This is a genomic window from Myxococcus llanfairpwllgwyngyllgogerychwyrndrobwllllantysiliogogogochensis (genome assembly GCF_006636215.1).
GTDB lineage: Bacteria > Myxococcota > Myxococcia > Myxococcales > Myxococcaceae > Myxococcus > Myxococcus llanfairpwllgwyngyllgogerychwyrndrobwllllantysiliogogogochensis.
On sequence record NZ_VIFM01000316.1, the window covers coordinates 1 to 12194 of the forward strand.

The following is a 12194-nucleotide window of genomic DNA, read 5'->3' on the forward strand; positions in this document are numbered from 1 at the left end:
CTGCCCCAGGTTCGACGTCGCCTTCAGCACCTGCTGCTGCGCCGCATCGGCCATTGCCCGCTGTGCCTCCGCAGACTCGGAGCTCGCGCTCCTCCTCTCGGGCCGTCCTGCATCTGATCAAGTAGTACTAATGCCCATGGCGCCAGATGTCCGACGAAGCCCGCTCGCATTCACTCCAGGTGAATAGAAACCAGAAGTGTCCCGGGTCGGTGTCCCACACATACCGTGAAGGAACTTCGCTCCCACCCGTCACGGGCCGGGAGGACCGCCGCAACTGGCCCTCCCTGACGGGCCGGGCTCCGGGAGCAACGACAACGGGCTGGGCTCCGGGAGCAACGACAACGGGCTCTGGAAGCAGCGACAACGAGCTCCGGGAGCAGCGACAACGGCCAGGCGTCACCCCGATTCGCGGCACCGCTGGTCCGAGCAGGGACGGACTTCGGCTTCACGCTGGAGCCCTGTCCGAATCAGGACCGATTCCGCCCTACATGCCCCGTACGGTGCCATTCATGGCCTCGCCCCAGTCCGGGCGCGCTGGCGCTGACGGAAAGGCTCGCGGAATCCGATGACGCAGACCTCGCACCTGTGGCTGTTCTTCGTGTTGGTGTTTGGCATCGTCATCCTCCCGGGGCTGGACATGGCGTTCGTCCTGGCCAGTTCCCTGGTGGGAGGCCGTCGCGCGGGGCTGTCCGCGGTGGGTGGCATCATCGCCGGGGCCGCGTGCCACGTCCTGGTCGGCGCGACGGGCGTCGCCGTGCTGCTCACCGTCATGCCCGCCGCGTTCAATGCCCTCTTGTGGGTGGGCGCGCTGTACGTGGCCTGGATGGGCCTGTCGCTCGTGCGCAGCCCGGCCGCGTTCTCCGCGTCGTCACAGTCGGGGCAGCGCTCGGCGGCGGCGACGTTCCGTCAGGGAGCCCTCACCAACCTGCTCAACCCGAAGGCATACGTCTTCATGCTCGCCGTCTTCCCGCAGTTCCTGCGGCCGGAATATGGGCCCATCTGGCTCCAGGCCCTGGCGCTCGGCGCCATCATCGCGCTCACGCAAGCCGCGGTGTATGGCGCCGTCGCGCTCGCCGCGGACCGCGCACGCGGCTGGCTGGAGTCACGTCCCTCCGCCAGCGCGCGCGTCGGTCAAGCCGTGGGTGGCCTCATGATGCTCGCCGCCGTCGTCACCGCCATCGAAGGCTGGCGCAGCACCTGACACCGCCCACTCATGTTCTGCGGACGGTGCTCGAACGAATGGCTCTCAAGATGAGCAGCAGGACGACGGCTCCGATGAATGCCACGAAGATGGTCCCCGCGATTCCACCGAAGGGCTGCCCCGCCCCCAGGGCGCGGAAGATGAAACCACCCAGGAACGCGCCCACCACACCCACCACGATGTCTCCGATGATGCCATAGCCGCCTCCCACGACGGCCGACGCCAACCACCCGGCGATGAGGCCGATGACCGCCCACACTAGAATCGTCTCCAAAGACATCACGTCCCTCCTCGCGCTGAAGTGACCTGAAGACAGGATAAGCACGCCGGTTCGCGCTCGGCTGGAAGCCAGGTCGTTCGCAAGACAAGCAAGAAGGCGTCCGACCGGATTTAACTGACTTTCTGCTCTTCCAGAGGTAGCTGAAGCTTCAGCCGCTCCAGGTGTCGGAGCCGGCCGAAGCCAAGGAGAGCGCGCATGGGACAGCGTCGGAATGATTCATTGTGGATGAAGTGGGGAATGCTGGTGTGGGTGGGAGCGGCGGTCGCCGGCTGCGCACCGGAGGCAGGGGGGGACGAGGCGGAGGTGGGACAGGCGGAGCAGGGGCTCGCGGCCTGCTCGTATGTGATTACGACGAACACCTACGTGGGCGCGGACTGGTGGGGCACCCTGGTGTTCCAGAACACGGGCACCAGCGCGATGACGAGTCCGACGATTGCGTTCGGCGTCCCCAGCGGCGTGACGTGTGACCACGACGAGCCGGGCTGGACGCACACGCAGAGCGGCTCCACGTGTACGTACTCGCGGACGTCGGGGCTCACCGTGGGCGTGAATGCGTCGTACACGTTCTACTATTCGACGAACACGAACACGTCGTTCACCGCGACGAACGTCGTCATCAGCGACCCGAGCTGTGGGGGCACCGTGCCGCCGGTGACGGGGCTGACGGCGAACCAGAAGAAGGTGGCGGAGGCGCTCACCAGCATCTGGGAGAACGACACGCCCACCATCGACTATGCGTACTCGGAGAACATCCAGGACGGGCGTGGCTACACGAATGGACGCGCGGGCTTCTGCACGGGCACGGGCGACGCCATCCAGGTCATCCAGTGCTACAACGCCCGGCGCAGCGCGGCCAACGGCAACATCATGGCCAAGTACATGCCGGGGCTGACGACCATCAACAACCGCTTCCTGTCCACGGGTCAATCCCAGCCATCCACGTCGGAGCTGGACGTCATCGGCAATTGGACGGCGGATTGGGCCACCAGCTACAACAACACGACGACGCGCGCGGACTTCAAGGCGTGCCAGGACCAGGTCAGCGACCAGTTCTATTACACGCCGGCGATGAACGAGGCGAACAAGTGGGGCGCCTCCCAGGCCCTGTCGAAGATGGCGCTGTATGACGCGTACATCAACCACGGCGAGTCCGGCGTGAAGAGCCTGACGCGCGCGACGAACATCGCGCTGGGCAACACCGGACAGGTGGCGCCCGCGGTGGGCCACAACGGCATCACCGAGTCCGCGTGGCTCCAGAAGTTCATCGAGAAGCGCCGCGACGTGCTGGCCGCCGACTCCACGTGGGTGGACGCCATCGACCGAATCGCCGCGTACGAGAAGCTGCGTCGCAGGGGCAACTGGGACCTCTCCGCCGCCGTCCGCAACGACGTGCGTGCTCGCGACTGCTGGACCACGACGTATCCGTTCAGCGGCTACACCGTGCGCAACATCAACGCGGATGGCACCTGGAGCACGCCGGGCACGTACACGTTCTCATGTAACTAGCGGCACCCTGACGCCCTGACGTGAGTGCGTCAGGGCGTCGTCGCCGCGCGTGGGGCCTCGGAGGCCTTGGGCCCTTCGCGACGCAGCCGTCTGCGCAGCGGAGCGGCCACCCAGGTGAGCAGACACAGCAGCAGGCCCAGTCCGCTCACCGCCAGGGAGGCCGCTTCACCGGGAGGGGCATACCGCCACACCACGCGGTGTGCTCCCGCGGGGACAGCCACGGCGCGCAGCGCGTGGTTCGCGGGAAGGACCTCCGTCGGGACCTCATCCACGGTGGCGCTCCAGCCCGTGAAGTACGCGTCCGACAGCACCAGGACGGAGGGACGCGTGGCATCGACCTCCACCTCCACTTCGTCCACTCCGTACCGCGTGAGCGTGGCCTTCCCGGAGTCACCTCCCGGAGGCGCCGTGGGCAAGGGCTCGCGACACTCGACGACGGCCTGCTGGCCGGGGACGAAGTCGGGCGAGGCAATGACGGCCAGGCTCTCCTCCGGGCCCGACACACACCGAGGCGGGGCGAGGTAGACGCGCGGCAGGGGTCGGGGATGCGCGAGCAGGGAGACCTTGAAGGGCTCGCTCGTGGACAGCACGTTGTTCCGCAGCCGGCGCTCCTCCACCTGGGTCTCATCCGCGACGAAGTAGCCCACGCCCGCGAGCGGCCCATACCGGTTCCACCACTGACGCTGATCCTTCAGGAGGTCCGCCACGCGAGCGGACAACGCGGGCAGGTACCAGTTCGCGCTCTCCACGCCCCACGCCGACGCGCTGTCCGCCGCGAGCACCATCCGCGTGCCCGCCACCTGCGCCTCATCCGGAGTCAGCCCTTCCACCGTCTCCGGCAGGGCGATGCCCGACGCGGTGTAGACACGCGCACGGCCTGGCAGGGACGGGCCCTCGCGACGCTGGAGCTCCTCCACGAACGGCGGCGCCGTGGTGAGCAGCCGCTGGTCACACGAGACATAGATGGGCTCGCTGACGCGATACAGGTCCGCCGCGAGCAGCAACACCCAGCCCAGGCCCACCTGCCTCGGGTGTGCCGCGAAGAGGGCGAACAGGCCCATCCCCACACAGGTCACCGCCACACAGGCGGCGTCCACCGTGAGCCGCTCCCCGACCTGACGCGACAGCTCCGCCCAGGACGCGTCCGGCCCCGAATAGAAGCCTCGCAGCGCCTGCGCCAGCCACAGCCCCGCGCCCGTCAGCGCCAGCAGCAGCATCCCGGCGCCCAGGCCCACCAGTCCCCAGCCCGCGCGACGACGTCCGCCCCTGGCGCGGTCCAACAGGTCCTGGGCCCCCCACGCCGCGAGCACCGCCAGCCAGAAGGTCACATGCACCGTGAGCTTCTCCGGATAGCGGAAGGCCCGCCACGGAGGAACGAGGTCATAGACAAAGCCATACAGAGGCGTGTGTCTGCCGAACATCAGCAACAACCCCAGCACCGAGAAGCCCACCGCCACCTGCACCCAGCGCTCCCGGCGACGCGCCACCACGCACACGCCCGCCAGGAACAACACCGGCAGCCCGACATAGAGCGAGCGCGCCCAGAAGTCCGTCGTCTGCATGCCCAGCAGTCCCTGGGCGACGGGGCCGCGAAGGGGCGGCTCCAGCGCGAAGACATTGCCCACCGCCAGGTCGAGCAACCGCAGCGGATGCACCGACCAGAGCTGCGCGGACTCGGCGGTGCGGCGCTCCGCGAAGGTCTCCCCCAGCACGGACGCGGAGGCCCAGAGCTGCGCGGTGGCCACCAGCGCCGCGAGCAGCAGTCCCGTCCCCGTGACGAGCAGCACCCGACGACGCGTCACACCAACACCGAGCGGACACAGCACCACGACGAGGAGCACCGTGGCGCCGCACACCGTGAAGCCCTGCGGGTCTCCCGCGAAGAGGACCGTCGGAAGGACACATCCCAGCGCGCCCGCCATCGACCAGGAGCCGCGTGCCAGCACCGAGTCCGCGATGAGCAGGAGCCAGGGCAAGGCGGTGGCGGCCTGGAGGTACAGCAGGTTGTTGGTGAGGCTGACCAGGTAGCCACTCAGGGCGAAGGCCAGGGCGCCCAGCGCGGCGGCGAAGGGGAAAGCATCACGGGCCCGCAGGAAGAGGTACGTCCCGGTGGCGGCCAGCGGGTAGCACAGCAGCGCCATCGCGGTCAGCGCGCCGGGCCCGTCGAACAGCAGCGCCAGCACGTTGGCTGGATGGAAGACCCCCGTGACGGTGGCGCCCGCGAAGGGCTGTCCCAGCGCGTTGAAGGGATACCAACCGGGCCAGACGCCCTGGCTCACCGCGTGCGCCCAGTACGCCTTGGCCGGGGCGAACACCCGCAGCATGTCCCGCTCGCAGAGCGCGCCTCCCGTCGAGAGGAGTCGGTGGAAGAACAGCAGCGTGGCGACGACCGACGCACCCAGGACGACCAGGGGCTCACGGAGACGGGGCGAAGAAAGAGAGCGCATGCGGGGGTGCCTCGGGCTTCTACCAGATGAGGGACGTCCGCTCGAAGACGGACCGCGCACGGGGGCGCTCGGCTAGAGTCCGCGCCACGCATGAGCGCGGAGCGACGAAACGCCTTCCCGTGGAGAGAGCTCCCCAGCCTGCTGTCGACGCGGCTGCTGGCGGCGTTCCTCGTCCCCACCCTGCTCTTCGTCGCGGTGGCGGGCACGGCCGTCTACCAACTGGCGCGCTCCATCCTCGAGGAGGAGCTGGGCACCAGCCTCTCCAACATCGCCGCCGCCACCGCAAGCCAGCTCAACGGAGAGCGCATGCTCACGATTGAGGCCGGCGACGACTCGGGTGGCACCCGGACGTGGCGCAACCTGGTGCGCCTGCTGGAAGGCGTGCGCGAGGCCAGCGGCGCGCGCCGCGTCTTCGCCGTGGACGTCCAGGGCCGGGTGCGCGCGGACGTGGGCGGCGGCCTGCCGGTGGGCTCGGAGGTGCCGGAGCTGGCGCGCGACAGGCTGGAGCTGGCGCGGGTCTTCGCGGGTGAGCACGCGGCCAGTCAGGTCCTCTTCACCGGCTCGGATGGGCGGCTGTACAAGACAGGTTATGCCCCCATCGTCCACGCCGGGAAGGTGGTGGGCGCGGTGGGCGTGGAGGGCAGCGCCGCGTTCTTCGGCCCGCTCCAGCACCTGTCGCGCACGTTCGTCATCATGGGCGCGCTGGCCCTCACCGCGCTCGCCATCATCGCGCTGCTCACCGCCCGGGGGCTGGCGCGTCCGCTCGGCCGGCTGATGGACTCCGCGCTGAGAATCGGCCGGGGAGACCTCACCACGCCCGTGCCTCCGGAGCCCACGCGCGAAATCGGCGTACTCGCCCGTGAGCTGGAGGTGATGCGCGGCGCGCTGGAGAGTCGGGACCGACAGTTGAAGATGATGCTCGCGGGCGTGGCCCACGAGGTGCGCAACCCCCTGGGCGGCATCGCCCTGTTCTCCGGCATCCTCCAGGAGGACCTGCGCGCGGGCGCCCACGAGGAGGCCCAGGAGCACGTCGAGCGCATCCAGCGAGAGGTCGCCTTCCTCCAGCGCATCGTCGAGGACTTCCTCGCCTTCGCGCGCGAGCAGCCCCTGGCCCGCGCCCCCGTGGAGGCCCCCGCCCTGCTCTCCGTCGTCCAGGAGCTGTCCTCCGCGGAGGCCAGCATCCGCGAGGTGACCCTGGAGGTGGACGCCACGCCCGCCGTGCTGGAGGCCGACGGCAGCCTGCTCACCGCCGCGCTGCTGAACCTGGTGAAGAACGCGGTGCAGGCCTCCGCCTCCGGAGGCCGCGTGCGCATCTCCGGCGCCGAACACGACGGGCGCTATGCCATCCGCGTCCACGACGCCGGCGCGGGGGTGCCGGAGGCCGAGCGCGAGCGCATCTTCGAGCCCTTCTTCACCACCCGCGAGAAGGGCACCGGCCTGGGCCTGCCCCTGGCGCGCAAGATTGCCCGCGCGCACGGGGGAGAGCTGCACCTGACGTCCGCGCCGGGCGACACGACGTTCACCCTGACGCTGCCCTTGAGGCCCTCGGGCGTCAGCTCGCCACGTTGAACTGACGCGCCATCTGCCCCACCTCGCCCGAGACATGGGCCAGCGAGCGCGTGGCCTCCTGCGTGGACTCCAGCCGCTTCATCGTCGCGTCCATGATTTGCGACAGGTCGGCGATGGCGATGGAAATCTGGGAGATGCCGGCGTTCTGCTGCGTCACCGCGGCGGCGATCTGCCGAGCCGCGGCCGAGTTCTCCTGGGACATGAGCGACAGCTCGCGCAGCGAGTCTCCCGACGAGCGCATCTGGTCCAACCCCGTGCCGATGGTGCGCACGCCCTGCTCACCCATGCTCGCCGCGTCCCGGATGCCCTCGGTGATTTCCTGGAGGATGCGCCGGATGCGCTGCGTGGACTGGATGGACTGGTCCGCCAGCGCGCGGACCTCCCGGGCCACCACCGCGAAGCCCTTGCCCTGCTCTCCCGAGCGCGCCGCTTCGATGGCCGCGTTGACGGCGAGCAGGTGGGACTGGGCCGCCAGGTCCTTCACCGTCTCGGTGATGTCGCCAATCTGCGTGGTGCTCTCCGCCAGCTTCGCCAGCCGCTGCTGGATTCCGTCCACCGCGCCGCGAATGTCCGCAAGCCCCGCCACGCTGAGCTCCACCGCCGCCTCGCCCTTGAGGCCCAGCTCCTCCGCGCGCTTCGCCACCTGGAGCACCGCGTCCGCCCGGTCCGCCGCCATGCGCGACGTGCGACGAATCTCCTCCGACGTCACCTGCGCCTCATGCAGCGCGGCGGCCTGCTTCGTGAAGCTCTGTTGTTGCTCGTCGTTGGCCGTGCGCAGGTGGCTGCCCGCCTCGCCCAGCCGCGCGGCCGACGCCTGGAGCGCCAGCGGAAGCTGTCGCAGCCGGGCCAGCACCGCGTTCATCCCCGCCGCCAGGTCTCCCACCTCGTCGGTGGACACCCACGCGGGCGCGACGACGCGTCCCGCCGCCACGGACTCGATGGCCTGTCCCACCGCCTCCGCCGCCCGCGCCTGACGCCGCGCCAGCATCCACGTGGTGATGCCCGGCAACAGCAGCAGCCCACCCACCCACGCCAGGCTGAAGGCCAGCTCTCCCGCCAGCACGCCGCCCAGCTCCATCAGCATCCGCGCCGAGCGCTGCGCGCCCTCCGCCACCAGTTCCAGATGAAGCGTGTCGCGGATGCCCTCCAGCTTCACCATCACCACGCAGCCGCTGAGCACCAGCGCGGCGACGATGGAGCCTCCAAAAGTGAAGGGCAGGAACCACGCCTGTCGGGGCCACGAGAAGCCGCCGCCCTGGAGCACCACCGTCGGGTCCTTGCGTTGCTCCTCGAGCGCCAGCGGCAGCAGCATCCGCTCCAGCGAGACGCTGATGGGAAAGCCCAGCAGCACGCCGCAGCACACGCCGATGATGGTGCCCAGCACGACGAGGCCCAAATCCTTGTGCCAGGTCAGACACACGTGGAGGCTGAACCAGAAGCCTCCCAGCGTCCATCCGACCCAGGACGTTCCCACCGCCACGCGCCACGGGAGTCGGAGGATGCGCTCCAGCCGCGCACCCGGCCTGTCACCCGCGTACGTCCGCAGCGCGCTGCCCACCAGCCACCGCATGAATACAGCGGGGTAGATCATCCCCAGGCCCACGAGGATGGGCGGCAACACCCACGCCACCGCCTTCACACCCTCCCAGCCCGCCACCCCCATGGACATGCCATTGAGGTACGCGGCGATGGGCGCGGCTGGCACCACCCACGCCATGAACACCTTGAGCGCACGCCACCGATACTCGCGAATCACCTTGTCTTCGATGCTCATACCGGTCGCTTTCCCGCGTCATGCGGCCACGAAGAATCCATGCTGACGGGATGGCTCCAGACACCATTCTCCGCACGTCATCGAGTGGAAAGCGAGAGGGCCCCGCCCGGTTCCAGACACTGCACAACCGTCATGCCAGAGCTTGTTGAAAGACATACACATCCAGGAAAACCACCTCCCCAAGCAAACAAGGGCGAGGAGGCGGCCGAGGTCAGTCCGCGCAGCAGGCGCGAATGGCCGCGGAGTACAGGCGCAGGGACTTGCGCGCGGCGGCGGCGACACGGGCGGGCTCGGTGCTCTCCGAGTCCACGGAGAGCTTGAGGATTTCGAGCGCTTCCACCGGGTGCAGGTCGTCGTAGCGGGCGTGGGCCTTGAGCCACATCATGGCGCTCGCGTCGATGCGCGCTCCATCCGAGGCGTAGCCCCGGAAGGGCTCCACCACCTCCTTGGTCCACACACCGGTGATACCCTCGATGGCCCAGTTGGACGCGGCGATGCCCTCCGCCAGCGTGCCGCGCGCGCAGGTGTCGCGCAGGTGCGCGTGCAGCGCCTGGATTTCCGGCAACGGGCGCACGGAGAAGAGCGAGTCGGGCTCCATGCCGATGGCACGCACCCAGTCGATGAACCACTCCGCGTGTTTCGCCTCGACGCCCAGGTTCTGCAGGAGCCAGCGCCGGATGCTCGCGTCCCCTTCATGCCGCCCATACGTCGTCTTCGCGAGCGACAGGCCCATGTATTTGGGGAAGGACTCGACGATGAGGAAGAACTGCGACAGCACGCGCCGCCAGTACCCCAGCGGCGGGCGACGTCCCTCCGCCGTGTCGCGAAACAGCGGAGGCCAGCAGGCCGCGTTCCAGTCCGCGCGCGTCGACTCCAGCATCGACTCCAGCCAGCGCGGATGCGGCGAGGGCTTCAGGGGCGGAGGCCCATAGCGACGCACGAGTGGCTCGAACGAGGGAACATTCACTTCCAGGCTGGTCGACGACATGGCTCCAGGACGCTCCTTTTCGCGGCGGGTGCCAGACCGACATGGCCCCCCCTCACCCGCCGGAGCGGCCCATAGTGGTGACAGCACCTGCACGCGGCCATGCAACTGTTCGCATGCGACGCTTTTCTCACCGCCATGTTTCAGAATTCGCTCTGGAGCACCCCGAGGGGTCTGTCGCACCGCGGCGTCTGTGTTTCCCCTTCCACACGCGAGGCCGCCCGCATGTCACGGGCGGGCGAGCACGGCTCACGGCGTGCGGGCCACCGCGTGGCGCGCCTTCTCGAGCATGCGGCGCAGGGGCGCTTCATCTGCGCGGGCGAGCGCTTCGTCCCAGGTGAGCCACTGCGCGCCGGTGGACTCGTTGGGGTCATGCGCGAGCGACGCGGGGTCCTCCGCCACGACGAGGTAGCGCACGTCCAGGTGCTGGTGCTCGGGCTCATCGCGCCGGGCGGGGATGGTGTGGATGTCCACGTCGAGCGGCCGGGGCGCTCGGGGGTGGAGCGTGACGCGGCAGCCGGTCTCCTCGCGGGCCTCGCGCAGCGCGGTGGTCTCCATCAGGCCTGCGTCCACGGCGTCCGCATGCCCGCCTGGTTGCAGCCAGCGCTTGAGCTTGCCGTGCAGCACCATCACCACGCGCTCGCCCTCCGGGTCCACCACCACGGCGCTGCCGGTGAAGTGCGCTTCGGGCTGCGCGCGGGAGAACGGAGACGGCAGCGTGGCCGCGTGGTGGCGCATGCGCTCCAGATCTTCGCGCTCCTTGTCGTCCTGGGGGACATGGCGCGCGAGCAATTCACGCAGGGCGGCGGCGTTCGGGGATTCCATGCGCGCCCACGTACCCCCGGGGAGCCCTCGCGCGCCAGCGCCTTCTGGAAGCGGCCGACCGCCACGGTCCGGTGTAGGGTGCCGCCCCGGGTGTGCTCTCATGCGGACGCACCCGGGCGGCCGGCGCCCCCGTGGCATGAGGAAATCGAAACACCATGGCGCGCATTCTCGTCATCGACGACCACGACACGCTGCGCGAGGGGATGACCGTCACCCTCACGCGCTCCGGCCACGCCGTGTCCGCTGTCCGAGGCGGGGCGGACGGCCTGGCCGCGTACCGCAAGGCCCCCTTCGACCTGGTCGTCACGGACCTCAAGATGGACGGCCTGGACGGCATCGCCGTCACGCAGGCGCTCAAGGCGCTGGACGCCTCCGCCGTCGTGATGGTGGTGACGGCCTTCGGCACCATTGAGACCGCCGTGCGGGCGATGCAGGAGGGCGCCTACGACTTCATCACCAAGCCCTTCACGCCCGACGTGCTGCGCGCCAAGGTGGACAAGGGCCTGGAGCTGGCCAGCACCCGGCGCAAGGTGGAGAAGCTGGAGGCGCGCACCGCCGCGCATGACGCGGACGCGGCGCTCTCCCACGGCAGCATGGTGGGCGACAGCGAGCCCATGCAGCGGCTGCTCAGCCAGGCACGCAAGGCGGCGCACAGCAACGCGACGGTGCTGGTGCGCGGCGAGAGCGGCACCGGCAAGGAGCTCATCGCCCGCATGCTGCATCAGGAGTCCCCGCGCAAGGACGGCCCCTTCGTCGTCGTGCACTGCGCGGCGCTGGCGGAGACGCTACTGGAGAGCGAGCTGTTCGGCCACGAGCGCGGCGCCTTCACCGGCGCGGTGAAGCGCAAGCTGGGCCGCTTCGAGCTGGCCGACGGCGGCACCCTCTTCCTCGACGAAATCGGAGAGATTCCCCACTCGGTGCAGACCAAGCTCCTGCGCGTGCTGCAGGAGAAGGAAATCCAGCGCGTGGGCGGCGAGGAGACCCTCAAGGTGGACGTGCGCGTGGTGAGCGCCACGCACCGGGACCTCCAGGCCGAGGTCAAGGCGGGCCGCTTCCGCGAGGACCTCTACTACCGGCTGCACATCGTCCCGTTGATGCTGCCGCCCCTGCGCGAGCGCCCCGAGGACATCACCTCCCTGGCCCGGCACTTCGTGGCCAAGCACGCCCCCCGGGTGAACCGCCGGGTGACGGGCATGGATGAAGGCGCGCTGCGCGCCCTGGCCCGGCATGTGTGGCCCGGCAACGTGCGTGAACTGGAGAACGTCGTGGAGCAGGCGCTCGTCTTCGCCGAGGGCGACGTGCTCACCGTCACGGACCTGCCCTCGCACCTCACCGGCGCCGCGCCGCGCATGGACGCGGGGCTGCCCGTGCCCCATGGAGACCGGCCCCTTCCAGACATCCTGGAGGATTTGGAGCGGCAGCTGATCGCCCGCGCCTACGAAAAGGCGGGGGGCGTGAAGACGGAGACCGCCCGGTTGCTGGGCATCAAGACGTCCGCGCTGTACTACAAGCTGGAGAAGTACGGCTTCCTCCCCAAGGGCACGCCACCCGACGAGGGGTAGTCTCGAAAATCCGTGACCCAGGGTCCCCTCCCCGTGACTTTCCAC

9 protein-coding genes are annotated in these 12194 nt (G+C 69.6%); 4 read left to right on the forward strand and 5 right to left on the reverse strand.

Annotated features, from left to right (window positions below; genetic code table 11):
• Positions 1 to 565 precede the first annotated feature (565 nt).
• Complete coding sequence (locus FJV41_RS43185; RefSeq protein WP_141648468.1) at positions 566 to 1201, forward strand: LysE family translocator; 636 nt, start codon at positions 566 to 568, stop codon at positions 1199 to 1201.
• Positions 1202 to 1211: 10 nt separating this feature from the next.
• Here FJV41_RS43185 and FJV41_RS43190 read toward each other — a convergent pair whose 3' ends face one another.
• On the reverse strand, positions 1212 to 1481 hold the full coding sequence (locus FJV41_RS43190; RefSeq protein WP_141648469.1) for a GlsB/YeaQ/YmgE family stress response membrane protein: 270 nt from the start codon (positions 1479 to 1481) through the stop codon (positions 1212 to 1214).
• Between the two features lie 195 nt (positions 1482 to 1676).
• Between FJV41_RS43190 and FJV41_RS43195 the strand changes: the two genes are divergently transcribed.
• Positions 1677 to 2987: a chitosanase gene (locus FJV41_RS43195; RefSeq protein WP_141648470.1), complete on the forward strand. Its 1311-nt coding sequence runs from the start codon at positions 1677 to 1679 to the stop codon at positions 2985 to 2987.
• Between the two features lie 29 nt (positions 2988 to 3016).
• Here FJV41_RS43195 and FJV41_RS43200 read toward each other — a convergent pair whose 3' ends face one another.
• Complete coding sequence (locus tag FJV41_RS43200; RefSeq protein WP_141648471.1) at positions 3017 to 5434, reverse strand: YfhO family protein; 2418 nt, start codon at positions 5432 to 5434, stop codon at positions 3017 to 3019.
• Positions 5435 to 5524: 90 nt separating this feature from the next.
• Here FJV41_RS43200 and FJV41_RS43205 point away from each other — a divergent pair, with 90 nt between their 5' ends.
• On the forward strand, positions 5525 to 7003 hold the full coding sequence (locus FJV41_RS43205) for a sensor histidine kinase (protein ID WP_141648472.1): 1479 nt from the start codon (positions 5525 to 5527) through the stop codon (positions 7001 to 7003).
• On the opposite strand, the gene FJV41_RS43210 is transcribed toward FJV41_RS43205, so the two are convergent.
• From FJV41_RS43210 to FJV41_RS43220, 3 genes are all read right to left on the reverse strand, one after another.
• Positions 6987 to 8777: a methyl-accepting chemotaxis protein gene (locus FJV41_RS43210; protein ID WP_141648473.1), complete on the reverse strand. Its 1791-nt coding sequence runs from the start codon at positions 8775 to 8777 to the stop codon at positions 6987 to 6989. The genes FJV41_RS43205 and FJV41_RS43210 overlap by 17 nt on opposite strands.
• 211 nt (positions 8778 to 8988) lie before the next feature.
• Positions 8989 to 9765, reverse strand: a complete 777-nt coding sequence (locus tag FJV41_RS43215; RefSeq protein ID WP_141648474.1) for an iron-containing redox enzyme family protein — start codon at positions 9763 to 9765, stop codon at positions 8989 to 8991.
• A gap of 246 nt (positions 9766 to 10011) precedes the next feature.
• Positions 10012 to 10587, reverse strand: a complete 576-nt coding sequence (locus FJV41_RS43220) for an NUDIX hydrolase (RefSeq protein ID WP_141648475.1) — start codon at positions 10585 to 10587, stop codon at positions 10012 to 10014.
• Positions 10588 to 10742: 155 nt separating this feature from the next.
• Between FJV41_RS43220 and FJV41_RS43225 the strand changes: the two genes are divergently transcribed.
• Positions 10743 to 12149 (forward strand): sigma-54-dependent transcriptional regulator, encoded by a 1407-nt coding sequence (locus FJV41_RS43225; RefSeq protein WP_141648476.1) that lies wholly within the window; start codon positions 10743 to 10745, stop codon positions 12147 to 12149.
• Positions 12150 to 12194: the final 45 nt, after the last annotated feature.

Excerpts from the sequence above, each read along its gene's own strand:
- FJV41_RS43185 (WP_141648468.1), top strand. The coding sequence starts at position 566 with ATGACGCAGACCTCGCACCTGTGGCTGTTCTTCGTGTTGGTGTTTGGC.
- FJV41_RS43190 (WP_141648469.1), bottom strand. The coding sequence starts at position 1,481 with ATGTCTTTGGAGACGATTCTAGTGTGGGCGGTCATCGGCCTCATCGCC.
- FJV41_RS43195 (WP_141648470.1), top strand. The coding sequence starts at position 1,677 with ATGGGACAGCGTCGGAATGATTCATTGTGGATGAAGTGGGGAATGCTG.
- FJV41_RS43200 (WP_141648471.1), bottom strand. The coding sequence starts at position 5,434 with ATGCGCTCTCTTTCTTCGCCCCGTCTCCGTGAGCCCCTGGTCGTCCTG.
- FJV41_RS43205 (WP_141648472.1), top strand. The coding sequence starts at position 5,525 with ATGAGCGCGGAGCGACGAAACGCCTTCCCGTGGAGAGAGCTCCCCAGC.
- FJV41_RS43210 (WP_141648473.1), bottom strand. The coding sequence starts at position 8,777 with ATGAGCATCGAAGACAAGGTGATTCGCGAGTATCGGTGGCGTGCGCTC.
- FJV41_RS43215 (WP_141648474.1), bottom strand. The coding sequence starts at position 9,765 with ATGTCGTCGACCAGCCTGGAAGTGAATGTTCCCTCGTTCGAGCCACTC.
- FJV41_RS43220 (WP_141648475.1), bottom strand. The coding sequence starts at position 10,587 with ATGGAATCCCCGAACGCCGCCGCCCTGCGTGAATTGCTCGCGCGCCAT.
- FJV41_RS43225 (WP_141648476.1), top strand. The coding sequence starts at position 10,743 with ATGGCGCGCATTCTCGTCATCGACGACCACGACACGCTGCGCGAGGGG.